The sequence below is a fragment of the Anoxybacillus sp. B2M1 genome, assembly GCF_001634265.1.
Lineage (GTDB): Bacteria > Bacillota > Bacilli > Bacillales > Anoxybacillaceae > Anoxybacteroides > Anoxybacteroides rupiense.
The window spans coordinates 1,132,001-1,157,091 of the sequence record NZ_CP015435.1 but is presented as its reverse complement, the minus strand read 5'-3'; the positions used below and the strand labels follow the sequence as shown (position 1 = coordinate 1,157,091).

Here is a 25,091-nt window from a genome sequence, read left to right as displayed (position 1 = left end):
CGGGTTGTTCTTGGTTTAGGGATGAAGAACAAGGGGGAAAAATAATGGAGAAATATGAACGGCTAGCAAAGGAAATTGTCGAAAAGCTTAGCGGCTATCAAAACATTGATCGTCTATCTCATTGCATGACACGATTAAGAATCACGCCTGTGGATCACAGTCAAGTGGATATCGATGGATTGAAAAACATTGATGGTGTACTTGGTGTAGTTGAGCAAGAAACACTACAAATCATTTTAGGACCAGGAATTGTGACAAAAGTGGCCGAGGAAATCGCCAAGCAAAGGGGAACAGATATTCAATCATTGAGTGCCAATGAATGGGCTCATCTTGCCGAACAGACAAAAGCCGACTTAAAGCTAAAAAACGCAACGCCATTTAAGCTATTTTTGCGAAAAATCTCAAGCATTTTCATTCCGCTTATTCCAGCAATTGTTGCTTCAGGTTTAATCGCTGGAATCACGAATGTCATTATTCGCGCAGGAGCCGATCCAGATTCAGCCATCATCTCGATTTTAAATTTTATCGGCTGGGGGCTCTTTAGCTATCTTGGCATTTTTGTCGGTATAAATACGGCGAGAGAGTTTGGCGGAACTCCTGCTCTTGGCGGTATTGCCGGCATTTTAATTATTAATCCGGCGCTTGCGGATCTCACGCTTTTTGGCGAAAAGCTGGTGCCTGGACGCGGAGGATTAATCGGGGTGATGCTTGCAGCTGTTTTCATGGTTTGGATAGAAAAGAAAATTCGTCGCTTTGTCCCTACCTCTATCGATATGATTGTAACACCGACTATTTCTGTCCTCATCACGGGGATCGCTACTCTCATCGTTCTTCAGCCTGTTGGAGGTTGGATTTCCGATTTGATTACGAAAGGATTAGTCAGTTTAATTGACGCTGGTGGCATTTTATCAGGAATCATTCTGGCTGGAACATTCCTTCCTTTAGTCGTTACCGGTCTTCATCAAGGGCTGACGCCTGTGCATATGGAGCTGATTCACTCCATCGGCGACGATCCTTTGTTGCCGATATTGGCCATGGGGGGTGCCGGTCAGGTAGGAGCTGCATTTGCGATTTATTTTAAAACAAAGAATGCTCAGCTTCGCAAAATTATTAAAGGGGGACTTCCTGTCGGCATTTTAGGAATTGGCGAACCGCTTATTTTTGGCGTTACATTACCTTTAGGAAGACCGTTTGTTACCGCTTGTTTAGGTGCAGCGGTAGGAGGCGCTTTTCAAGCTTATTTTCATGTAGCAACGATTGCTATCGGCGTATCTGGTTTGCCATTGGCCTTTTTAGTTCATGCCCAGCAAATCGTCTACTATCTCATCGGTCTGTTGATTGCTTATTTATTCGGCTTTATTTTTACTTATTTATTTGGATTTAATGAGGCCATGACAAGGGATCTTGGAAAAAGCGGACAGACGAATGCAACACTTAACTAATCATAAGTTCCGCTGATGAAGGAACCTCTCCTTTATTCCGTTTAGCCAATAGAAATTTTAACGAAGCAGATTCAAAGCGGTCTCCAATGCTGAAGCAGTGCGATCAGGAAATTCGCCCATTTTGAGACCGCTTGTATCGTTTAGAAGAGGTGGAAGCATGCTTGGGATTTCTGTATATTTAGGCAATGATCCACGTCATATGGAACCGCTTGTGGCGAAGGCTCAATCCTATCAATTCCAATCCATTTTTACTTCGCTTCATATTCCTGAAGATGATCCGGCTGTGTATAGAGAGCGGTTAAAGCGACTAGGGATGCTCGCCAAACAATATAATATGTTATTATTTGCTGATGTATCTTCTCAATCGTTGGCATATTTGAACATGGATCAGCCAACAGAGCTTGTTGCATGGGGCGTGACAGGGCTTCGCTTAGATGATGGTTACAATGATCAAGAAATCGTAGAATGGTCAAAGCAAATGAAAATTGGCTTAAATGCTAGCACGGTCAATGAAGACATGCTGAAGAGATGGATCGGCTTAGGGTTAAACATTCAAAATGTTGAGGCTTGGCACAATTTTTATCCAAGGCCGGAAACGGGCCTTGATGTTCGTTTTTTCGTTGCGCGCAATCAAATGTTTCAGCAATACGGTATTGCGACAACAGCATTTATTCCTGGCGATCATAAGCTGAGAGCCCCCCTATATGCAGGACTGCCGACATTGGAGAAGCACCGGAAGCAAGCACCACATCTTGCGTGTGCCGAACTGTTATTTCAATATCATGTCGATCACGTATTGATTGGTGATATTTCGGCTAAAGACTGCACATTATCGTTACTGGCATCATTAGCCGAAAAAATCGTTCCACTTAGATGTGTGATGAAGAATCAAGACGATGAAACCCTGCGTTTGCTTGTTGAAGGCACTCATACGAATCGGTTAGATCTGGCCAGGGATGTGATTCGATCGCAAGAGTCTAGACTTTATGCACAAAAGAATGGCATGAAGATTATGCCGTCATCTGTGATCAGTCGCACAAAAGGCTCTGTTACGATTGACAATGATTTATACAACAGATATGCAGGCGAGCTGCAAATTACGAAACGAAGCTTGCCGAAGGATGCGAGAGTCAATGTAGTAGCAAAGGTGGTAGATGAAGATATTCCGCTTCTAGAATGCATTGGTCCAGGTCAAAAGTTTCGCATAATCGTACAGTCATCAGTTTCATGAATATGGATGTGTTTGTTTATTTAACATGATGAAAGGGTTGGATCAGAAAGGAAGATGGCATCATGAACCTTCGGCAAATTGACACAGAAAAAAGAAACGTCCATACGCTGGATATCGATACGTTATCTAGTCTAGAGATTATAAGACAAATGAATAAAGAAGACCAATCTGTTCCAAAAGCTGTGGAGCGGGTTTTGCCTGTCATTGCGGAAGTGATCGATCGGGTCGTCGCAGCATTCGGTAGCGGCGGACGCCTTATCTATGTCGGGGCCGGTACAAGCGGGCGTTTAGGAGTGCTGGATGCATCAGAATGTCCACCGACTTATGGTGTTCCAAAGGAGCAGGTAATCGGTGTGATTGCTGGAGGCGAAAAAGCTTTGCAGTCTGCTTTGGAAGGAGCAGAAGATAACATTGAGCAGGCTATAGAAGATATGAAGCAAATTCATGTCAATCAAAAGGATGTCGTCATTGGAATTGCCGCCAGCGGAAGAACTCCTTATACATTGGCAGCGATGAAATATGCCAAATCTGTCGGAGCTACGGTGGCGGCTATCACTTGCACGAAAAATTCGGAAATGGAGAAGATAGCGGATTATCCAATTGTCGTTTTAACAGGTCCAGAGGTAGTAGCAGGATCGACAAGACTGAAAGCGGGTACCGCACAAAAGCTTGTTTTAAATATGATTACGACCGCTGCCATGGTTCGCAGCGGTAAAGTATACAGCAATCTCATGGTCGATGTCGTTCCAACGAATGAAAAGCTGTTGATGCGGGCTAAGAATATGATTATCGAAATCGCCGATGTAAGCGAAGAAGAGGCAGAGCAAGCACTCAAAACGTATCAATCTGCCAAAGCGGCGATTTTAGCGCTGATGACCGGTTTGACGGGTGAGGAAGTATTTCATGTGCTTCGCCGTCATAACGGTCATTTGCGCAGCGCGATTCAATCGCAGCTGAAATGAAAACGCTGATCGTATCATTACTCTCTCCTGCCGATAGAAAGGCGGGAGTTTTTTATTAAAAATGAAACGAATGAGGCTTTGAAAGAAACGTCAAGGATGTTTCACTCATTGGAGCAGGAGTCGGCTTGCTTTTTAGGAGTGGACGGCAAGAATTCGGACCGCTTGCTATATCAAAAACGCAAATATGAAAAAGATACGTTTCTGTATGATCCATTTAAAATGATGATTTATTCAATAGGATGAAAAGACTTCTGATACGTTGTTATTTTAGAAGCGAATTTCCTTGTCATTGATCTGGATGGATATTTCTTGCTCGCTCCATTGTTTTTGTTTCGCCTTCCTTGGAACGAAGCGGTCTCGACTGGAAGAAAGACTATCTTTGTTTAACGAATGGCTTTCCGAAGGAGGACCGATAACGACGGATTCTTTAATTGGCGAAAGAGCATCGGCGATTTGATTGACATCAAGCCCGTAAGCCAGCTTGAAAACTTCAGGTGGCGTGAGACGTAGCGTATCGGAGCCTTCTGCTGTTTCGAATTGATCATTGTTAAAAAAGAGATGAAGATGTACTTTTTCTGACGCTGGCCTGATCCAATGCCACCAAGCCATTGGAATAAAGACAACTTGACCCGCCTTCGCTTTATAATGATGGAGCTTATTTGTATCAGGATTGACAATCGAAATCAGTGCTTCGCCGGAAACAACTACATCCAGTTCCCACGCATTCGGATGCCAATGCGGTTCGCGAATATGTCCCTTTGTGAGATAGAGATCGACAAAAGCTCCTCCTACCATTGCTGGTATTTGTGTCGAGGTGACCTCATAGGCAATATTTTCATCATTTCGTTGAAAAAAGATGTTATCTCTTGAGTCGAAAAAAAGATTGGGAGTGCCACTTGTTTTTTTGATAGTTGTGTTGTTGGGAACAAATCCGGATTTTCTCATAAACGATTCCTCCTATTGTCGAGAAGAGCCATTTTCTCTTAAGTACGACGGATATTGGGGAATATAAGAGATTGGCTGATGCTGGTACGGCTGCTGGTAAGGATAGGGATGAGATTGGTTTGCTGTCCCACGATGGCAATTTTTATATGGGCCGATATAGGTGGATGGTTGAACAGGTGCAATGGTCTGTTTCCATTGATTTTCGTCCATACAATAGGTATGGGCCATCATATAGGAAGGAGTAAGTTTTAGAATGTCGGAACCGAGAATCACTTCTGGAGTGGATGCATTAAAAATAGCGAGAAGATGAGTGCGGTCTACTGTAGCGATTTCATAATGCCACCATCCTTGAGGAATGTTGACCACCTGTCCGGGAGTAATCGAGTAGCTAAGAACTTTTTTTGTAAATGGATTCAGAATGGAAATGGTGACAGCGCCAGAAATGCAATAAACTAATTCGGCTGCGTTTTGATGATAGTGCGGTTCTACTACATGATCGGTGCTGAGAAAAATATCAAGAAGCGAAATATTTTCTAATGTATTTAATTGCTTGATGCCTAGCACATTAATATAATTGTTTTGGTCCGATTTAACATTCTTCAGTCGAGAAGTCTTCCACTTCTAAATCTTGCGAAGCTTGATGAAAGTGGGAGATGAATCGACTTCGGACAAGGACAGGCTTTTGCCTGTTCAATTGTCTGACCCTGTGGTAAAATAAACCTATGTCGTTCTTTCATAACTGGATATAGGAGGTTGCATGGAGAAAATAAAATGCGAAAACCAAGCGGATCCTTCCATGCGTAAAATATCCAAGGTACAAAAGAACTCCGAATTGTCGGACATCTAGGGTTGGAACGACCCGAAGTCACGCTCAGGGAGACGAAAGGCGGCTTTCGTCGTGGAACTGAGAAGCTCCCACTTCAAGCTTTAGCTAAGTGGTGAGTAGTTCACACAATGGACTTTGGTTGACATCAAAGGCGTATTGAGCAGATGGAGACGTATAATCAACTGACGAAGCCATAATAGTGATTCCCTCTTTGATTTGGTGTTCAGACTGTATAGGCATGTTATGCAGCCGTAGCTTGTTTGGTGTGCTTGGATGGCTGCTCGTTTTTGAAAAGTTGGTGGAATAAACACAAGAAGCTCGCTCTTAGATCATGAAAAAATGAAATGGAATATCTCAAGTAAATAAATAGAGATACTCGTGTGCGAGATCGAATCCGTTGACTGATGGTCCATGCTATATATAGACGAACGGTATCTGTAAAAATTCACGGTTGGAAGTGAAGCTTTATCTGGTCACATGGGGACGAATGTGGAGGGATCGAGTGATATCGATCACCGTTGCATATCATAGACCTCCCTATATTTTAACAGTAAAAAAATTGTAAAATAAAAGGGATCGTTGTAATAAGCATGTAAAAAATGTTAACGAACATCTTCTTCAAAAAATATTGTCAAGACTTATTTTTACGGAAAATAATAAAAAGTGATCATGAATTAGGTATAGAAGGTTTTTATAGGAATGAAAGATATTTTTTTGAAACCCCTGTTGTTTCATGAATGATCCAAGATTTTTTTTATGAAAGCATCGGGTTTTTTTGGAAAATGAAGCTGGAGATTTTTAGTTCCCTTATTTATCCATAAATATTACAAAAAGTCTATGTTATTATGAAGATGCACGCAAGAGATGAGATTGAAGGAGGAGAAACGATGAATAAAAAAATCGTACTTTCACTTGCTGCATCTTTAGCGATTGCAGGAGCAACGTTTACGGCGAAGACGGAGGCGGCTGGGATGACTCCATGTCCAGCAGCTAACGGGAAAGAAGTTAAATATACTGTTCAAGTATCTAACTTTCAAGAAATTGAAAAATGGCTTCAAGGGAAAATTCCATTCACCTTATATAAAACAGAGAAGACAAAAGTGAATGCACCACAGCAGACAACTGTTAAAAAACCAGCAGCTTCTGGGCAAAATACTTCTGCAACTCCGTCGACACAAAATCAAAATACCAAATCGACACAAAATCAAAATACTAAAACGACGGAAACGGGATTAAAGGCATATGAACAGCAAGTAGTCGATTTAACCAATAAAGAGCGAGCAAAATATGGGCTACCGCCTTTACAAGTGGATTTAGCACTAAGCAAAGTGGCACGTGAAAAATCAAGAGATATGGCAGTCAATAATTATTTTTCACATACTAGCCCAACATATGGTTCTCCATTTGATATGATGAAAAAATTCGGTATCTCTTATACAGCAGCTGGGGAAAATATTGCGAAAGGTCAGCGTACCCCTCAGGAAGTTGTAACAGCTTGGATGAACAGTGAAGGGCATCGTGCCAATATTTTAAATAAAAATTACACTCATATCGGTGTCGGCTTTGAAGAAAATGGATATATCTGGACACAGCAATTTATCAAAAAATAAGGTGTGTGGATACGTCCTTAATAAAGAGCAGTATGATTCTTCATTTCTTTGCCGTACGTAGCCGGCAAGTCATATATTCATTGCACCCAGTGCCTATTCGAGGCACTGGGTATTTTTGTGTGTGCAATTTTCTAAACTAAGAAAAGTGGTAGTGAGCTGAATGAGGGACAACAGGGTAGATTATGTATTTTTTACTGAGAGAAATTGGATAGGAAACAACGAAGCATTTGGATTAGAGTAAGATAAAAACAATGAAATTTTTAATAAAGATGAATGATGTGCAGTTTTTCATATCGAACGGTTTTCAACCCATTCGTTTTTAAAATTTAAAAAACAAATGGACTCACCAGTCAATTTTCTATATAATGGTATTGACTAACCAGTCAATCTGTGCAAAGCCACCTAAAGGAGGCGGAAGAATGAACATTGTAGATGTCAAACATTTGACCAAAATGTATAAGAAGAACAGGGGAATTATCAACTTAACCTTTTCCATTGAAAAAGGGGAAATTTTTGGATTTATTGGACCGAATGGAGCAGGTAAGAGCACAACCATTCGAACGCTTTTAAATTTCCTCTATCCGACCAGCGGGAGTGCGACAATTTTCGGGAAAGATATTGTGAAACAATCAAAAGAAATTAGACAAAAGGTGGGTTACCTGCCATCTGAAGTTCATTTTTACGATGATATGAAAGTGGTTGATTTATTAAAATACTCCGCAGGCTTTTACAAAACATTCAACCCAAAAAGAATGAAAGAACTGGCAGAAAGACTCGATCTTGATCTCCATAAAAAAATGGAGGATCTTTCCTTTGGTAATCGGAAAAAAGTAGGGATTGTCCAAGCACTTTTGCATGAGCCAAAACTTTTGATCTTGGATGAACCGACAGGCGGACTCGATCCGCTTATGCAAAACACCTTTTTTGAACTTCTTAAAGAGGAAAGAGAAAAGGAAGCAACCATTATTTTTTCCTCTCATATTCTTTCTGAAGTGCAAAAGATGTGTGACCGGGTCGCTATTATTAAGGAAGGGCAGCTTGTGAAAGTCGAAACGATTGAACATCTTACGAAAAACAATTTAAAAAAGATTACCATTACATTTGAACAAGCGAATGCGATGGACTTCAATCTCGAAGGAATCGCGAAAAAAGAAATCAACGGCAGTGAAATGAAGCTGCTTTACAGCGGGGATATAAAGGCGCTTCTCCATCAGCTGAATACGATGCCGATTCAAAACTTGCTGATTGAAGAGCCGTCTCTTGAAGAAGTATTTATCCATTACTATGAGAAGTAAGGGAGGGAGCGATATGATTTTTAAAAGGGAACTGAAACGAAATTTCAAGTCGTTGATGATTTGGAGCGTCGTCCTTAGTGGCCTCATTTTATTGACGTTAAGCATTTATCCGCAATTTGCTGAACAGCAAAATGAAATGAACAAGCTGCTAGAGGCTTATCCGGAGCCTATGAAAAAAGCGTTGGGAATGAATGAATTAAGCCTAGGAGATCTGATGGGGTTTTACGGGATCGAAATTTATATGATGACGACTCTTTTAGGAAGCATATATACGGCTATTCTTGCCTCTAATATCCTAGCGAAGGAAGAAAATGAAAAGACGATCGAATTTTTGCTGTCAAAGCCGGTTACAAGAAACCGAATTGTGACCGAAAAACTTTTGGCTGTTTTCGTCAATATTTTGATCTTTAACGGAGTCATAACAATCATAAGTATGATCGGGTTTCAATTTGCAGATGATCCGGAAGTTCCGGCAGGCATCTTTAGCCTACTAATCGTTGCCACCATTTTGCTTCATTTGACATTTGCTGCTGTCGCGTTTATGTTGTCATCCATGTTGAAAAAAACAAGGAGTATTCTTTCCATTTCACTAGGAATTGTCCTAGCGGCTTATTTTATGAATGTGATGGCAGGGATTTCGGAGGACTTAGAGATTTTAAAATATTTCAGTCCGTTTAAATATGTAGACGCTGCCCAAATTATTCGTGATCATCAACTGGAGCCTCTTTATATGTTTATCATGGCCGCTGTTATTTTCATTAGTTTATTCGTTTCCTTTATGGTATATAGAAAGAAGGATATGGCAGTTTGATAAAACATTGAGGTGTTTAAATTGTATTCAGCATTTGAAAAGCAGCCACAGGAAAAAAGAGCTTTGATTATCAAGGTGGCTATTGAGGAATTTGTGAAGAATGGCTATGAAAAAGCTTCCACAGATGTTATTACGAGACGGGCGGGAATTTCCAAAGGACTTCTGTTTCATTATTTTAACATTCTTCAGTCGAGAAGTCTCCCACTTCTAAATCTTGCGAAGCTTGATGAAAGTGGGAGATGAATCGACTTCGGACAAGGACAGGCTTTTGCCTGTTCAATTGTCTGACCCTGTGGTAAAATAAACCTATGTCGTTCTTTCATAACTGGATATAGGAGGTTGCATGGAGAAAATAAAATGCGAAAACCAAGCGGATCCTTCCATGCGTAAAATATCCAAGGTACAAAAGAACTCCGAATTGTCGGACATCTAGGGTTGGAACGACCCGAAGTCACGCTCAGGGAGACGAAAGGCGGCTTTCGTCGTGGAACTGAGAAGCTCCCACTTCAAGCTTTAGCTAAGTGGTGAGTAGTTCACAAGCAAGAAAAACTTATACCTTTATTTAGTCCATTATGTAAAGGATCTGCTTACGAAAGAAGTAACAGAAGCCTTCAAACAAGTTCAGGCTGATGATTTTTTTGAACAAGTGAAAGAAATAGTCCTATTGAAACGTAAAGTGATAGAGAAGTATCTTCAAGAAGCGTATTTTGCTATGAACGCGCTCACTCATCCGCCTGTTGCTGTAAAAAAGGAAATGGAAGAGATCATAAAGGAACACTACGAAACGTATCAGGAAGGCTTTATGTTGGAGCGTGTTTATATGAAAGACTTGATCCAAACGGAAAAACTGCGAGAGGATATTTCCGTCGATACCGTAGTAAAAATAACGATGCTTATTAGTGAACAGCTAGCTACGAAATACTTAACTCTATATAAAAATAAACCAATCGACATCGCTCATATCATGGATTCCTCCATCAAAGAACTGAATGAATATCTCGAAATTATAAAATATGGAATTTATAAACCAGGATAAACCTTACCCTTTTTCCACTGGTTTTCGTTGCTCCGAGCGCGATTTTCAGCGTGTAGATAACATCTCTGGATCGACTGTCGAGGATCTCTTTCCATAAAAAAGATTAGGGCTTGTTACATGGCTATAGAAAAGAACAGCAGCTATGATGAAATAATGGCCTTTATTCACTAAAGAGCATGTTATTTACTAATTTCACACCATCCACCGAGAAGTTCCTCACCTCTAAGCGAAGTGGAGGTGGAGGGAGGTTTATAATTTATCGAAATTAATGTAAAAAATAGGGTTGGAAGGCAAGTCCACAGGCTTGCCTTTTCACCATGCATCCGCGTGGTGAACATTGGAACAACGCTGCTTTCTTTAGGAAGCCGCTGCTTTCAACTAACTGACCATGGACAAACGGAAAATGTTACCATGTCAAATTGCATGTAATAAATTAAATACTATGTAGGGATACCAGAAAATGTAACATCATGTTGAAGTATGAAAAAAGAGGTGAGGTTCTTACTTTTGAAGGAGATGTAAATTACATGATTTTTTTTCTTAACGTACGGATGGAAACGTCATGTTCGCCGATGATTTCGTAGACAGATTTAAAGCTTTCTTGGAGGTTTTTCACTTCTTCGTTTGTTTCCATTACAGCTTGCTTCATTAATTTTTGTTCCTGTTCAACTCGATCTAATCGCTCTTCAACACGGCTTAAGCGTGTCTCAACTTGATCTAATCGCTCTTCAACATGACTTAATCTTGTCTCAACTTGATCTAATCGCTCTTCAACATGACTTAATCTTGTTTCAACTTGATCTAATCGCTCTTCAACATGACTTAATCTTGTTTCAACTTGATCTAATCGTTCTTCAACATGACTTAATCTTGCTTCAACTTGATCTAACCGTGTTTCCACTTGATCCAGCCGCTTTTCAACTCGGTTCAATCGGTCATCTATCTGTTTTAATTGTGTTCCGATATCATCTAATCGATCATGGACATTTTTTAGCTCATTGTCAATCGACGTCATTTTTTCTAAAATGAGGTCAAGCTTTTGTTCCATTTTTTCACTCCTTTCCAAAATCACTTTGTCTTTATTCTATTCGAATGAGACGGTTCTGACAAGTATGGATTCATGGATCAAGTGCAGTATTCAGTCAGCATACTTCTGTGTTGATGTAGGAGAAAAACTATGGAACGATAGAGAGATTCAAAAGCAATGAATGAACGTGTTGAAGAGTCTGTTTGTCTATTGCGATCGCTTTCACGACAAGGAAATTTTTTACGATTCGTTACCCGAAGCGCTCATTGGACATGGTATGCAAGGATGATGAATATGGCTCGCCTCCTCAATATTCGTTGCCTGTGACTACGTAATAATCCACTTTTGACTGTGAGTTTTGATAGATACCATTTCTTTCATTGTCTGTATACGGCGCGAGGATCATACATAAGTGAATGGATTGGATCAAGCGCCACAGGTTATTCGTCATAACAAACTTTTAGGTCTTCAAAAAGTGATTTCGGATTGTTCGATTGCTTGATCACCAAAAAACGTTCCCCTTTTTGCTTACCGAATCGGCCCAGAAGGCTTTTCCGATCCTCCTATCAAGCAGGAGAAGCCACTTTCTTTTGCGCTGAAACTTCTTGGATTGAGTGGTAAAAAACCCCTCTCTCTTAACGGAGGGGAGATGGGCGAGGTTCATGAATGTCAAAAAATAAAAAAACTCATACACTGATACAAAATTCAAGTTTTTATCTGGAGATGGTTGGATGGCGCGTTGGATTGATGTCTCGACAAGTAAACATCAATTAAAGCTTTACGATGGACAGCGGCTCATTAAGGTGTATCCCATTGCTGTTGGTAAAATGTTGACACCAACCCCTTCAGGAACGTATACGATCATTAATAAACAACGTCATCCTGGAGGCGCTTTCGGGGCTATGTGGATGGGACTCTCGAAGCCACACTATGGAATACACGGAACGAATAACCCTTCCTCTATAGGAAAAAATGTATCCCATGGCTGCATTCGTATGCATAATCAAGATGTGGTGGAGTTAGCTGCACTTGTGCCAATCGGAACACCTGTCCATATTCATAAGTGAGAAGCCTGCTTTGCTATATAACGCTGATAAAGCAAAAAACACAGAGATGTTTCAGGTTGTTTTATTTTATGTGGTTTGTCTTCTTTTTTGGAGAGGCTCAGGCAAAATGACAGGATCAAAACATCACAAGTGTTGATGAGCCATTATTTTACTAAAAACATGGAGTGATCTAGCTAGGAACCAAGCAATATCAATTAGTTTTTATTGGATCATCAACACACCTGTAAAAACATGTTAAAATTAGCTATCCATTTTTTGGACTTTTATTGTTAAGATGATGTGAAAGAAAACTTTCTTCCCATTATTCGAATGGAGAGAAGAGGGGGATATGAAAAGAAAGGGAGTTCCGTTTGGACGGAACTCCCAGCGGCAATGAAAGAGAAGGTGAAAACGGGCTATTAATAGTTAATTAACGATGCACCAACGATAATTAATAAGATAAACAATACTACGATTAACACAAAGCCATTATTATAAGATCCGCCGTATTGAGACATGGAATTTCCCCCTTTCATCCGAAGGATACTATTAGTGTATGAAAAAAGTTTGTATCATGTTTTGGACAAACATGGATTTTATTGAAATTTGATGAATAAAAACTATCATCAATCCAACTGAAAAATGGAACGAAAGAAGTATGTAGAAAAATTTCTATACTCAAAAAAGTCTTTCGTCACGTATTCGTGGGACAAATACCTGCATAGCGCGTTTATGGTTCTGTGGAGAAAGTTTTTCACCACCTAATCACCGAAAGAGGGGCATCACCTGCCATACAAGGAATAAATGTGGATGAATCAAGTTGTATCTAACAGGGATAACCCGAGCCCCCAACTCTTGACGTCCGTCAGCATAGGGAGAGAATACCACAGTGCATGATATGCGTCATATTCATCGTTTTTTGATATAATAAAAACGAAGAAGAACTAACGTGCGAGTGATCTAATGTGAGAAAGAGATGGCCAGCTTGCCGATTTGCCCCTTCTCTTAGCGTAGGCTATATTTTCACTTATATAATGAAGCAATCCCATTTTATCTATATGTATGCTATCATTTAGCAAAACCAAACAATTTTATTTAGGAGGCATTGGATCATGAGCGCTGTTTATCAAGAATAAGGGGGAGTAATTTTGTCAGAAATCTTATCACAATCAGCTAAAGTATCAGTTCAACATCAGCAATTATCTAAAACAAAAATCCTTAAAAGGGCAATCGGCATTTTTATTGGCGCTGTTGCAATGGCTGTGGGACTTGAGATCTTTTTAGTTCCCAATAAAGTCATCGATGGAGGCATAACAGGCATTTCCATTATGCTTTCCCACATTACAGGTTATCGCCTCGGTATTTTCATTTTCTTTTTAAACCTTCCATTCTTTTTTATGGGATATAAGCAAATCGGTAAAACCTTTGCTATTTCCACATTATTTGGAATTGCTGTTTTATCTGTTTTTACCTCTTTGTTTCACCCTGTTCCTGCTTTTACAGAAGATATTTTGTTGGCCACGATTTTCGGCGGCATGATTTTAGGCATGGGAGTAGGACTTGTTATTCGCTGTGGCGGTGCGTTAGATGGCACGGAAATATTGGCGATACTGATCAATAAAAAGATTCCTTTTTCCGTTGGCGAAATTATTATGTTTTTTAATATTTTTATCCTTGGTACGGCTGGATTCGTATATACTTGGGATCGCGCGATGTACTCGATTTTAGCCTATGTTATTGCTTTTAAAACCATTGATGTCGTGATTAAAGGATTAGATGAGTCGAAATCAGCCTGGATTATTAGTGATAATTCGGAAATGATCGGCAGCGCCATCATGAATCGACTTGGGCGCGGTGTTACCTATTTGAGCGGGGAAGGCGCATTTTCCGGAGATGATAAAAAAGTAGTGTTTTGTGTGATTACACGACTTGAGGAGGCAAAGCTGAAAGAAATTGTTGAAGAAAATGATCCCAATGCTTTCTTGGCGATTGCCGACATTGCTGAAGTGCGCGGCGGACGTTTTAAGAAACGGGACATTCATTAATCCATACTTGTTTGTAGTTGGTTCAGCAGCCGTTGATAAAGACGGCTGCTGAAGTGAACAAGCTTGTTACTCAACGTTTAGGCGAGAGGATGAAAGGCGAATCAATGGCTAGTTTCACCCGTATATACGGGTTTATTTTTTTGCTCTCATAGCGGATATCATGTGAAATAAGGTTATATATCCTCCACACTTTTTTCACAGTGTTTATCTAATATAAATACATATCGAACTTCTCCGGGCGAAAAAGGAGAGTTTGTCCGACATGGGGGCTTTGATTAAAGCGGATACAGCTAGACATAGCCAAACGTGATCGATCAGAAAAACGGAAAGTACAGTCACAAGGAGGGAAATCGTTGCTTCGTTTGCACAAAGTACTGCTATGGGGAGCGGTCGGTATATTCCTGCTCAGCCTATTCCCTGGCCGCTCATTTGCCCATGCTTATATTGTTCGCTCCACGCCGTCAGAAAATGAAACATTGGCTCGCGCTCCGAGTATGATTCGCATCGAGTTTAATGAAGAAATTCAAGACCATTTTTACTCTTTGAAACTGATCAATCGATTACATTAACCAGGTACGGATGAGGGCCTTTTGCCAGGAGAGTTTCAGTAATTTGATTTTATGGCTAAAAACCCAGAACAGGAAGGAATATTAGCTTGGGATGCTTATCAATACTATAAAGATGGCTCTGTTGTCGAATGGACGGGCGATGAAAGCTCACAACCCCCTCATTCTGTAACTGAAATCAGTCAATCAGCCGCAGCTTCAGACAGCCACAGCTCTTATCATGGCCAGCAAGCTGTTGCAGAGACAAAAAAAGAAAGTGACAAAGAAGAGACAGAGAACAAAAAAGCGGAAGCAAACAGTGTGCAAACAGCTACCCTGATTGTCTCGATTCTTGCTCTCATTCTTTCCGTTGCTGCGTTTTTGAAAAAGAGAAAATAGGATAAAATCCAGTCAAAAAGCACCTTTATCCAAGGTGCTTTTTTATCGCGATTGATAGGGTGTTATTTTGTTGGCGTGAAAGGGAAGCGAGAAAGGGTCATCAACAATGTTTTTCTCAAACTCCTGAAAAAATGATCGTTCATCGAGTGAAAAATGAATTTTTCGTTATACTAAAATATTGTGAGCAAATCATTTGAAATCCTATTTAAAATTTAATAAGATTACTTCGAATCAAAAATGTATTGATTCGAAATTTATAACCAAACAAAATTTACAACAAGAAAGGAAAGAATGAATATGGCAAAAGTCTTGTACATTACAGCCCATCCTTATGACCACACACAATCTTACAGCATGGCAGCTGGAAAGGCGTTTGTTGAGGCTTACAAGGAAGCTAATCCTGATCATGAAGTCGTTCATATTGACCTTTATAAAGAATACATTCCGCAAATTGATGGAGATGTATTGAACGGTTGGGATAAATTAAGAACAGGAACAGATTTTAGCGAGCTTTCTGCAGAAGAAAAAACGAAAGTAGGGCGTCTTTCAGAGCTATGCGAGCAATTTATTTCCGCTGATAAATATGTGTTTGTCACACCGTTCTGGAATTTCTCATTCCCTCCGGTGATGAAAGCATATATTGATGCTGTTGCGATGGCAGGCAAAACCTTTAAATACACAGAGCAAGGCCCGGTTGGGTTATTAACAGATAAAAAAGCGCTACATATTCAGGCGAGCGGTGGTATTTATTCAGAAGGCCCAGCTGCTCAATTGGAAATGGGGCATCGTTATTTAAGCGTCATCATGCAATTTTTTGGCATTCCATCCTTTGAAGGGTTGTTTGTCGAAGGACACGCTGCGATGCCTGATAAAGCACAAGAGATTAAAGAAAATGCCATGGCACGGGCAAAAGATTTAGCTCAAACATTTTAATTAAAAAGAGCCGGTCAGGAATGGTCGGCTCTTTTTTCGTGTGCAATCAATGCTTTGCCAATCGTATTTCATACCTGGAGTGTTAATTGAGCATAACGTGCATTATTGATTTTCCAAGTTTTGCAGCTCATTTACCGTGACAAACTGATAGCCTTGCTTGGATAAAGAGGCTAATATACCTTTAATGGTTTGCAGCTCATGATCTGTATCATCGTACATTGGATGCAGTAAAATAATGGATCCCGGCTTTACGTGCTGGTTGACATAATTTACTTTATCGGAAACCGAAGAGTAGTATGTGTCAGGCTCAAGATTCCACATCACCGTTTGGATATGCTGCTCTTTTAAATAATAGGGCAGCCCGATGAGTTTTTTCCCGTTTGGAGGACGAAAATCGATTTCTCCTTTGTATCCGGTTTTGCGAATCCAATCGTTTGTTTGTTCAATTTCTTTTTGAATAAAAGAAGAAGACTTAAAAACCATACGTTGATGAGAATAAGTATGATTTCCAAGCTGATGTCCCGCCGCCACCATTTTTTTGCCAAGCTCTAAGTGTTTCTTTAATTCGTTTCCGATGACGAAAAAAGTGGCTTTTGCGTGATATTGCTCTAAAAGGGGCAATATCTTTTCCACATTTTCCGTAGGTCCATCATCGAAGGTGAGTGCCACTACCTTTTTTGTCGTATCGACATGGCTGATGAGATCTCCAAACAGCTGATATGTTCTTGAATTCATTAGCTTATATAGACCAGCTAATAAAAGGCATATTGAGATGAGACAAATGATTCCATATGTAATCATCCGTTTTTTGACCATTGATTGTCATCCTCTTTTATTTAATTAGTCAAATGGCTTGTTCTTGGACATTTTATCAGTCCGCACTTATTAATACAAGCTACATTTCATGCATATGCCGAGATTAAAGAAATGAATGCTTCTTTTGTGTAAAAGGCAGTTCAAGAGAAATAAATGGATTTCTGAGGGAGAGGTTACGTCCTCATGTGAGGCAAAGGAAAATATCGCTTTCGGCTTCACTTGTCAGTCTTTGAAGCAAATGGCCGTTCGCTCACTCAACCGTTAAAAATATCCCGAGATGAAGGGGAAAGATGACGTTTCATCGGTTTAATGGCCTGTTTATTGCTCTAATCATGATCATAAAAATGATTTTTATTTACAACGTAACATTGTTATGTTACATTAATGATATGATAACGAAGGAGGTGCTTGAGTGTGGAGCAAGAGTTGATTTCGAAAAAGGAATTGCTGGAACTCACAAATATTTCATACGGACAGTTATATAGATGGAAGCGCAAAAAATTAATTCCTGAAGAATGGTTTATTCGAAAGTCAACATTTACGGGACAGGAAACATTTTTCCCAAAAGAAAAGATATTGGCAAGAATTGAAAAAATTAAACAAATGAAAGATGATTTATCACTTGATGAATTGGCAAGTATGTTTTCACCGAATCCGACTACCATTGCCCTTCATAAAAATGATATTATAGAACGTAACATTGTTTCGGAATTAGCGCTTCATTTTTATATTGAACAAAAGGGCGAGCAGCATGTATTTTCGTTTGACCAACTTCTTCAATTGTACGTATTTGATCGGCTGTTGCAGACAGGCGAAATGAGTTTGGGAGAAGGAAAAAGCGTATTTGATGTATTTGAGCGCCATTACAAAAAAATTCAAGGAAAAAGCTGTGAACTGCTCATCGTGCGAAAAATGGGCATTTCAACATGCCTGCTCTCTACAAATGGAAACGAGCTATATTTTGAGGACGGAGCCAAGGTGGTGGCCCGTTTACATGTGCCTAGCTGTATAGAGGAGTTAAAAATAAAGGTGACGGAGGGGATGGATAAATGGAGCGAAAAGATTTAGTGATTGCTGGCGTCGGCCATGCTTCGGGTGGAATATACAATATGGTCAAGGTTTCAGGAAGTGGAAAGCTTTTTGGTGATGTGGATTGCAACGATTTGAGCATTCAAGGAAATGCCACCATCGAAGGAAATGTGAAAGCGGAAATGGCTCATGTATCCGGAAGGGTTCATATGACGGGGGCGCTGCATGCTGAACAGGTAAAAATTAGCGGAAATGCTAGTGTTGGCGGGAACATAGAGTGTAAAGTGATTCGCTTTCATGGAAACGGGAGCGTAAAAGGAACGTTGAATGCCGAAGAGGTGTATATCCATGGAGAAACAGATGTCGCAGGGGATTGCGCTGCCGAAACATTTGATGCACGGGGCAGCTTTACCATTGGTGGATTATTGAACGCGGGAAACATTCAAGTGAAGCTGTATGGTCATTGTCAAGTGAAGGAAATTGGCGGGGAAACGATTGAGGTTCGGCAACCAGGAGTTCCATTTTTGAAAAAACTATTTTTTCATGTCGGCTTAACAGCTGAAATGATTGAAGGCGATGAAATTTATTTAGAACATACCAATGCCAAAGTTGTGAGAGGAAACAAAGTAACCGTCGGCCCTGGGTGTGAGATTGAACGGGTGGAATATCAAAGTAGCTTTGAATGTGATAAAGGAGCGAAAGTAGGAACATCTCAAAAAGTATGAGGAGGAAAGTCATGAGAAACTTGACAGTCAATGGTTCTGCTTTGACATCAGGAGGAACCTTTCGTAATGTGACCATTCGTGGTGATGCGACAATTAGCGGCGATGTACAATGTGCGAAATGGAAAGTATTTGGGAACGTGGATGTGAGTGGAAATATGACAGCCGAATGGCTAAACATTTTTGGACAGGCGAATATAAGAGGAAACGTCCATGTGAAAACAATCAAGCTATTTGGGCAGGCGGACATTCGCGGAAATACCAATGTTGATGACATGCGTCTTCGCGGGGCTGCGAATATTCAAGGGAATATTAAAGGCGGAGCGATTCACGGGTATGGAGAGATGAATGTTTCCGGTGATTGTGAAACGGAATCGTTTTCGGTTAAAGGGGTTGTACAAATTGCTAATACATTAAATGCAGAGCGAGTCGACCTCTCCCTTTATTTTGCGGATAGCCGCATTTCGGAAATTGGTGGAAAAACGATCCACGTGAAACGAAGCAAATGGAACGTGATGAACCTTTTTAAAGGGATGGCGAACACGTCAGCAAGGCTCATGACCGAAATCGTCGAGGGAGATGAGATTTATTTAGAGCATACGAGTGCCCAAATTGTCAGAGGAGACCGTATTATCATCGGCCCGGGCTGCGATATTGAACTGATCGAATATCAAACAAGCTTGCAGCAAAGCGAACGAGCCGTTGTAAAAGAGAAAAGAAAAATATAAAAAGGAGAATCGGTATGGGAAGAAACGATGCGAGAATCGGTTGGGTAGTAGCGGGATTACTGCTCGGGATTTTTGTTGCATCCATGGATAACACGATTGTTGCCACCGCTATGGCAACAATCGTGGCTGATTTAGGCGGAATTGAACAATTTGTATGGGTGACATCTGCTTATATGGTGACAGAAATGGCAGGTATGCCGATTTTCGGAAAGCTGTCGGATATGTATGGAAGGAAGCGGTTTTTTATTTTCGGTATCGTTGTCTTTTTGCTTGGCTCTATGCTATGCGGAGTGGCGCAAGATATTGTTCAGCTTAGTATTTTTCGTGCGATTCAAGGAATTGGGGGAGGAGCTTTAGTTCCGATTGCTTTTACGATTATGTTTGATATTTTTCCGCCGGAAAAACGGGGGAAAATGGGTGGGCTTTTTGGAGCTGTCTTCGGTTTATCAAGCATATTCGGGCCGCTCTTTGGAGCGTATATTACGGATTATTTAAATTGGCGCTGGGTGTTCTATATCAACATTCCTTTAGGTCTTTTAGCGTTTTTATTCATCGTCTTGTTTTATCATGAATCTCCGAAGCATGAAAAGCAAACGATTGATTGGCTTGGTGTGATGACGCTTGTACCGGCCATCGTCTGCTTAATGTTTGCGTTAGAGCTAGGCGGTAATCAGTATGACTGGAATTCTGTCAAAATTATTGGGTTATTTGCCGGATTTTTTGTGTTGTTTTTGTTATTTCTATATGTCGAAACAAAAGCGAAGGACCCGATTGTTTCTTATCACATGTTTCGCCGCCGTTTGTTCGCGACAGCGAATCTTGTCGGCCTTTTCTCAGGCGCTACCTTTATTGTTGCCACCGTTTATATTCCGATTTTTATACAAGGTGTTACAGGGGGATCAGCGACTAATTCAGGGTTGATCTTATTGCCGATGATGCTGGCGACGACAGTGTCAGCCCAATTAGGCGGATTTTTGGCAAGCAAAACAAGCTACCGCAATGTGATGATTTTGTTTACTACGGTATTTGTTATCGGCATGCTTTTATTAACGACCATTACCTCTGATACATCCCGGCTTACCGTGACATGGTATATGATTATTGTAGGATTAGGGGTTGGGGCTTCTTTTTCAGTCCTAGGAATGGCCGCGATTCACCATTTTTCGGAAGCCGAACGAGGTGCGGCAAGCTCTACTAACTCTTTTGTACGTTCGTTGGGAATGACAATAGGAATCACGATATTCGGGATTATTCAACGAAATGTTTTTAAAGAACAGCTAGCGCCGCTGTTTAAAGGCACTGCATATGGAGCGGCAACAGCGAACATTCATGATCCGCGTGCGATTCTTTCACCGGAAGCGCGAGCACATATTCCAGAAGATCTGCTTGATCAAATGACAACAATATTGGCTTCTTCCATTGCTCATACGTTTATGTGGAGCTTGATTCCGGCGGCTCTTACCTTATTGTTTGTTTTTTTGATGACAAAGGAACGGTTGCTGCTCGCTTATCCGAAAAAAACGCAGCCGACACAAAAGGTTTAGGGTTGTTTTAATTTTATAAGAAAAGGGAATGCCTCCGCTTTAGACTGGTGAGCAGGATGCCATGAGCCTCTTTTTTGGCTCGTGAATATTGGAAATCTATTTAGTTGAACATAATCCACCGAGAGGTCTCCCGCCTTTTAATAGAGTGGAGGTGGGGGAGGATCAGCAGCTTGGCGTGAAATTTTCTTCACGGTCTCTTTGGGACATAGAACAATTTGATCAACTTTGTAGAATGAAATGAATTCGTTGATATTCTCCATTGATCAATGGGGACTTTCAGGATAGACGAAATAGAAGGGAAGCTTTGTTAGATGACTGCCCCCTTTCGCTTTATATCGGTTGGGTGTGTTTGGGTGATGAGGAGATCATCTTTAAAAAATCGATAAATGATTAGGGCAGCATATCGCTTCATACCGGCAGCTGAAAAGCTTGCCGGTATTTTTATTATGTTTGTTTCATCAATATAGATTTGATAATTTCTTAGGAAAAGCAAAAGATAAAAAAACAGAGCATTTTTTTTTAGAAAAACAATGGAATCATGTAAAATAAAAAGTATTCTTCAAAAATTATGTGTGCACAAAATGCTGAAGCGGCTGCAGCGAAAAAGTGTGTAATGAACAGAGGAATGCTGAATTTTTAAGAAGAAAAAGGGGGTGAGCGTCAGTATACGAGCGCATTCGCTTCTCGTTCAAAAAGAGGAGGGGCGATGACATGCTAGATTCATGGAATGGCAGGATATAGAGGCAACTTGGCGTGTCCACAATTTCGTGTCTTCAATGAAGGGACTGTTTGATTTCGACAGTCGAAAAAGATCGCTGATTCTTGCTAATCAGCTATACGTTCAATCTTCTTGTATATAGATAGATGGCATGAGTATTTAAAAAAGGGGGATATACATGAGTAGTAGGACATCTGTAATGATTAGCATCGTTTTAGCTATGCTAGTAGCATCTATGGACACGACGATTATGAATACAACGATGCCGATTATTTCTAAAGAACTTGGCGGCTTTTCACTTTATGCGTGGTCATTTGCCTCTTATATGATTACAACGACGGTTCTTTCTCCTATAGCAGGAAGGCTGTCAGATATTTTTGGTAGAAAGAAAGTGTTTAGCTTTGGAATTGTTCTTTTTCTTGCCGGATCACTTTTGTGCGGAATGTCGCAGAATATGATTCAGCTTGTTCTATTTCGTGCTATTCAAGGAATTGGCGCAGGATTTATGATGCCGTTTCCAGCCATTATTGCTGGAGATTTGTTTCCAGTCGAAAAACGAGGGAAAATTCAAGCGTTTTTTACAGCCATGTGGGGAATTTCCGCTGTACTTGCACCGCTGCTTGGCTCCTTATTTGTGGAGTATTTGTCATGGCGTTGGATCTTTTATGTCAATATTCCTGTTTCTTTGCTTTCATTATTGACGTTGATCCCATATAAAGAAGTATATGAACCGAAGAAAGCGGCTGTCGATTATATCGGTGCGGTTTTATTTGCGCTGGCGATCAGCTCTCTTTTACTTGTGACAGTTGTGAACAGCGGGCAGTTTTTGTATGCTGCTGGAGGGGTATTATTGCTTATTGTTTTTTATTGGTATGAGAAGAAGCAAACTTCACCGCTCGTTCCATTAACATTAGTTCGCCATCAAACATTAAAATGGATGAATATTAATGGCTTTATCAGCTGTGTCGCTCTATTTGGAACATCAAGCTATATTCCATTATTTTTGCAGCAAATAGCTCATCAAACCGTTTTTATGAGCGGTGTCGCATTGCTCGGGACATCCATTGGCTGGATGCTGGCAGCTGTTCCGGCAGGAAAATGGATTTTACGATATGGTTATCGTCGTCTGCTTATTATTGGCAATATTTTGCTTGTGGCAAGCGGAGGACTACTTGCGCTGTTGAATGAACAGCATGGCTTTTTTTATGTATTTTTCGCTATGTTTATTCAAGGACTGTCCTTTGGTCTTATGACAACAGTCGGAGTGATTGGTTCCCAACAGCTGACGGATGCGCATGAAAAAGGAATTGCGACTTCATTTTTTATGTTTTGCCGTAATATCGGAACAGCTATTGGGGTAACGGTGATGGGAGCGCTATTAACGAAAGCCGCTCATTTTATGACAGGGATTCATGATCTGTTTTTATTCGGTTTTGCCGGTAGTATTGTTGCCCTTCTTACCTCCTTTTTCATACGGGAAGAAGTGCAGCATGAGCCGTTCAATGAAATAAAAGAAGGAAAAATGGTGTAGATTCATATAAAACTTCTGCTCATAGAATCCGATAGAAAAAGTGAGTATGACAGAGGAACCATCGTTTTTCCATCATTTGTTATAGTGGTAAAGCGGATGGAGAAAAAGGGGGCTTTTATCATTGAAAATGACCGTTAGAAAAAAATTGTTTGCTGGCTTTACAGCTGTGTTGGCCATTTTAGCCATCATTGTTGGAATTGCCTATTATGAATTGAGAGACATTGATCAAACGTATACGAATCTATTGAATGAAAAAGTGCAAGCTTTATCGCTCGTTCAGCAAATGGAGGTCGCGGCAAAGAAAGAGCAAACGAGCGCACGCGGCTATTTAATTACCGGAGATAGCACATCTTCCACAAATTTTGAAAAAGCGCATGAAGAGTATGGCGAACTAAGCAGCGACGTAGCTAAACTGATAACTCAAGCGGAAGCGAAGGAGCTGCTGTCACAGCTAAATCAACTGGAGGAAGACTACTATCAATTCGGCAAACAGCTAATACAGCTCAAGCAACAAAATGATGTCGAGCAGTATACAGAGTTAGTTGCCACAAAAGGCAGAGAGCTTTCCCAGCAGTTTGATGAAGCGGCGGAAAAATTGGTTCAATTCGAGCAGCGCTTATTAGATCAAGCTAGCCGTTCCACTTCTGCAAAATCGGATTCTGCGCAAATGTGGATGATGATTTATGGAGCGATTGCTGTGCTTGTTAGCGTTGGGGTAGCCTTTTCTATTAGCCAGATGATTTCACGCCCTGTTACTGCGCTATCGCAGGCGGCAAAGCGAATCGCTTCGGGAGATCTTGCAGGGGATAAAATTCTCGTGAAAAATAAAGATGAAATTGGTGAATTAGCCGCCTCTTTTAACGAAATGGCGGGAAATCTACGAGAGGTGATTCAGCAAGTAGCGAGCAATGCTGAACAGGTAGCCGCATCATCGGAACAACTAACAGCAAGCGCGGAGCAAACGAGCAAAGCGACTGAGCAAATTACGGCAACGATGCAAGAGGTGGCATTAGGTGCGGAAAAACAAGTGCAAGGTGTTGAAGAAACACTTGAAACCGTTCAAGAAATGTCTAATGGCATTCATCATGTAGCACAGCGCGCACAAAATGTAGCCGAAATTGCCGGAGATGCCTCTCAGCGGGCATTGGAAGGCAGTGACACGGTTCGAACGGCTGTTGAGCAAATGAATTCGATAAACGAAACGGTCACGAGTTTAGCTAATGTCATTAAAGGATTAGGGGAACGTTCAACGCAGATCGGCCAAATTATTGAAGTGATTACCGGAATTGCTGAACAAACGAATTTGTTAGCGCTCAATGCAGCGATTGAAGCAGCAAGAGCAGGAGAACAAGGGCGCGGTTTTGCTGTAGTGGCTGACGAGGTTCGAAAGCTTGCAGAACAATCGGCACAATCTGCCCAGCAGATTTCAGCATTGATTGCGGGAATTCAACAAGAAACAAATGCTGCTGTCCAGTCAATGGAAAAAGCAACAGCAGAAACGGGCAATGGAATCGATGTGATTCGGGCCGCTGGGCTATCGTTCAAACAAATCAAAGATGCCGTGCAGGAGGTAGCGGGCAATATTCAAGAGGTGTCTGCATCTGTTCAGCAAATGTCTGCTGGTGCGGAGCAAATTGTCCAATCGATACAGCAAATGAATAAGCTAGCCGAAACATCGGCTTCGGGAACACAGGAAGTGTCTGCAGCCGCTGAGGAGCAGCTTGCTTCTATGCAGGAAATCTCTGCTTCTGCTACAGCATTATCAACGATGGCCGAAGATTTACAGGAAATGATTCGAAAGTTTAGAATATCATAGCGTACAGCATGGGATCTTGCATGGCGGCGAGATC

The 25,091-nt window shown here is 40.9% G+C and carries 24 protein-coding genes and 1 pseudogene; 20 read left to right on the top strand and 5 right to left on the bottom strand.

Features of this window, described 5'->3' with window-relative positions:
- Positions 1 to 44 precede the first annotated feature (44 nt).
- From GFC28_RS05540 to GFC28_RS19960, 4 genes are all read left to right on the top strand, one after another.
- Complete coding sequence (locus GFC28_RS05540) at positions 45 to 1,442, top strand: PTS transporter subunit EIIC (protein WP_044746059.1); 1,398 nt, start codon at positions 45 to 47, stop codon at positions 1,440 to 1,442.
- A gap of 157 nt (positions 1,443 to 1,599) precedes the next feature.
- Complete coding sequence (locus GFC28_RS05535) at positions 1,600 to 2,673, top strand: DUF871 domain-containing protein (protein ID WP_044746058.1); 1,074 nt, start codon at positions 1,600 to 1,602, stop codon at positions 2,671 to 2,673.
- A gap of 62 nt (positions 2,674 to 2,735) precedes the next feature.
- Positions 2,736 to 3,635: an N-acetylmuramic acid 6-phosphate etherase gene (gene murQ / locus GFC28_RS05530; protein WP_044746057.1), complete on the top strand. Its 900-nt coding sequence runs from the start codon at positions 2,736 to 2,738 to the stop codon at positions 3,633 to 3,635.
- Positions 3,636 to 3,743: 108 nt separating this feature from the next.
- Positions 3,744 to 3,878, top strand: coding sequence for a hypothetical protein (locus GFC28_RS19960; RefSeq protein WP_255357494.1), 135 nt, complete (start codon positions 3,744 to 3,746; stop codon positions 3,876 to 3,878).
- Positions 3,879 to 3,902: 24 nt separating this feature from the next.
- Here GFC28_RS19960 and GFC28_RS05525 read toward each other — a convergent pair whose 3' ends face one another.
- A complete protein-coding gene (locus GFC28_RS05525; protein WP_044746056.1) occupies positions 3,903 to 4,580 on the bottom strand; it encodes a cupin domain-containing protein in 678 nt (225 codons plus the stop codon).
- A 12-nt stretch (positions 4,581 to 4,592) separates the two neighbouring features.
- Positions 4,593 to 5,171, bottom strand: a pseudogene (locus GFC28_RS05520) (cupin domain-containing protein); the annotation flags it as partial.
- 1,122 nt (positions 5,172 to 6,293) lie between these two features.
- Between GFC28_RS05520 and GFC28_RS05515 the strand changes: the two are divergent.
- From GFC28_RS05515 to GFC28_RS05495, 5 genes are all read left to right on the top strand, one after another.
- A complete protein-coding gene (locus tag GFC28_RS05515; protein WP_044742052.1) occupies positions 6,294 to 7,016 on the top strand; it encodes a CAP domain-containing protein in 723 nt (240 codons plus the stop codon).
- Between the two features lie 419 nt (positions 7,017 to 7,435).
- Entirely contained in the window at positions 7,436 to 8,311 is an 876-nt protein-coding gene (locus GFC28_RS05510; RefSeq protein ID WP_044742053.1) for an ABC transporter ATP-binding protein, read from the top strand.
- Positions 8,312 to 8,324: 13 nt separating this feature from the next.
- Positions 8,325 to 9,122 (top strand): ABC transporter permease subunit, encoded by a 798-nt coding sequence (locus tag GFC28_RS05505; RefSeq protein WP_044742054.1) that lies wholly within the window; start codon positions 8,325 to 8,327, stop codon positions 9,120 to 9,122.
- A gap of 12 nt (positions 9,123 to 9,134) precedes the next feature.
- Positions 9,135 to 9,365 (top strand): TetR/AcrR family transcriptional regulator, encoded by a 231-nt coding sequence (locus tag GFC28_RS05500; protein ID WP_442854561.1) that lies wholly within the window; start codon positions 9,135 to 9,137, stop codon positions 9,363 to 9,365.
- A 421-nt stretch (positions 9,366 to 9,786) separates the two neighbouring features.
- Positions 9,787 to 10,158, top strand: coding sequence for a hypothetical protein (locus GFC28_RS05495; protein ID WP_052661013.1), 372 nt, complete (start codon positions 9,787 to 9,789; stop codon positions 10,156 to 10,158).
- A 523-nt stretch (positions 10,159 to 10,681) separates the two neighbouring features.
- Here GFC28_RS05495 and GFC28_RS05490 read toward each other — a convergent pair.
- Positions 10,682 to 11,206, bottom strand: a complete 525-nt coding sequence (locus GFC28_RS05490) for a tropomyosin (protein ID WP_044745312.1) — start codon at positions 11,204 to 11,206, stop codon at positions 10,682 to 10,684.
- A gap of 710 nt (positions 11,207 to 11,916) precedes the next feature.
- On the opposite strand from GFC28_RS05490, the gene GFC28_RS05485 reads away from it, so the two are divergent.
- Positions 11,917 to 12,252 carry a L,D-transpeptidase gene (locus GFC28_RS05485; protein ID WP_044745311.1) on the top strand — a complete coding sequence of 112 codons (336 nt, stop codon included), beginning with the start codon at positions 11,917 to 11,919 and terminating at the stop codon, positions 12,250 to 12,252.
- A 398-nt stretch (positions 12,253 to 12,650) separates the two neighbouring features.
- On the opposite strand, the gene GFC28_RS18730 is transcribed toward GFC28_RS05485, so the two are convergent.
- Entirely contained in the window at positions 12,651 to 12,749 is a 99-nt protein-coding gene (locus tag GFC28_RS18730) for a YjcZ family sporulation protein (protein WP_231734597.1), read from the bottom strand.
- A 630-nt stretch (positions 12,750 to 13,379) separates the two neighbouring features.
- Between GFC28_RS18730 and GFC28_RS05480 the strand changes: the two genes are divergently transcribed.
- The 4 genes from GFC28_RS05480 (at position 13,380) to GFC28_RS05465 (ending at position 16,153) form a co-directional block, all read left to right on the top strand.
- Positions 13,380 to 14,276, top strand: a complete 897-nt coding sequence (locus tag GFC28_RS05480; RefSeq protein ID WP_221211955.1) for a YitT family protein — start codon at positions 13,380 to 13,382, stop codon at positions 14,274 to 14,276.
- 353 nt (positions 14,277 to 14,629) lie between these two features.
- Positions 14,630 to 14,845 (top strand): copper resistance CopC family protein, encoded by a 216-nt coding sequence (locus GFC28_RS05475; protein WP_044745310.1) that lies wholly within the window; start codon positions 14,630 to 14,632, stop codon positions 14,843 to 14,845.
- Between the two features lie 51 nt (positions 14,846 to 14,896).
- Positions 14,897 to 15,220: a hypothetical protein gene (locus GFC28_RS05470; RefSeq protein WP_052661012.1), complete on the top strand. Its 324-nt coding sequence runs from the start codon at positions 14,897 to 14,899 to the stop codon at positions 15,218 to 15,220.
- A gap of 297 nt (positions 15,221 to 15,517) precedes the next feature.
- On the top strand, positions 15,518 to 16,153 hold the full coding sequence (locus GFC28_RS05465) for an FMN-dependent NADH-azoreductase (protein ID WP_044745309.1): 636 nt from the start codon (positions 15,518 to 15,520) through the stop codon (positions 16,151 to 16,153).
- 102 nt (positions 16,154 to 16,255) lie between these two features.
- On the opposite strand, the gene GFC28_RS05460 is transcribed toward GFC28_RS05465, so the two are convergent.
- A complete protein-coding gene (locus GFC28_RS05460) occupies positions 16,256 to 16,969 on the bottom strand; it encodes a polysaccharide deacetylase family protein (protein WP_044745308.1) in 714 nt (237 codons plus the stop codon).
- 414 nt (positions 16,970 to 17,383) lie between these two features.
- On the opposite strand from GFC28_RS05460, the gene GFC28_RS05455 reads away from it, so the two are divergent.
- The 6 genes from GFC28_RS05455 to GFC28_RS05430 all read left to right on the top strand — a co-directional run bounded on the left by GFC28_RS05455 (position 17,384) and on the right by GFC28_RS05430 (position 25,057).
- The gene (locus GFC28_RS05455) at positions 17,384 to 18,037 is read left to right on the top strand and encodes a YhbD family protein (protein WP_044745307.1); all 654 of its coding nucleotides are present in this window, start codon (positions 17,384 to 17,386) and stop codon (positions 18,035 to 18,037) included.
- Positions 18,019 to 18,723 (top strand): polymer-forming cytoskeletal protein, encoded by a 705-nt coding sequence (locus GFC28_RS05450; RefSeq protein ID WP_044745306.1) that lies wholly within the window; start codon positions 18,019 to 18,021, stop codon positions 18,721 to 18,723. The genes GFC28_RS05455 and GFC28_RS05450 overlap by 19 nt, the downstream gene beginning before the upstream one ends.
- A gap of 11 nt (positions 18,724 to 18,734) precedes the next feature.
- Entirely contained in the window at positions 18,735 to 19,448 is a 714-nt protein-coding gene (locus GFC28_RS05445) for a polymer-forming cytoskeletal protein (protein ID WP_231883434.1), read from the top strand.
- A 14-nt stretch (positions 19,449 to 19,462) separates the two neighbouring features.
- Complete coding sequence (locus tag GFC28_RS05440) at positions 19,463 to 20,992, top strand: MDR family MFS transporter (protein ID WP_044745304.1); 1,530 nt, start codon at positions 19,463 to 19,465, stop codon at positions 20,990 to 20,992.
- A gap of 896 nt (positions 20,993 to 21,888) precedes the next feature.
- Positions 21,889 to 23,241, top strand: coding sequence for an MDR family MFS transporter (locus GFC28_RS05435; protein ID WP_044745303.1), 1,353 nt, complete (start codon positions 21,889 to 21,891; stop codon positions 23,239 to 23,241).
- 127 nt (positions 23,242 to 23,368) lie between these two features.
- Complete coding sequence (locus tag GFC28_RS05430; RefSeq protein ID WP_172798678.1) at positions 23,369 to 25,057, top strand: methyl-accepting chemotaxis protein; 1,689 nt, start codon at positions 23,369 to 23,371, stop codon at positions 25,055 to 25,057.
- The last annotated feature ends 34 nt before the right edge of the window (positions 25,058 to 25,091 follow it).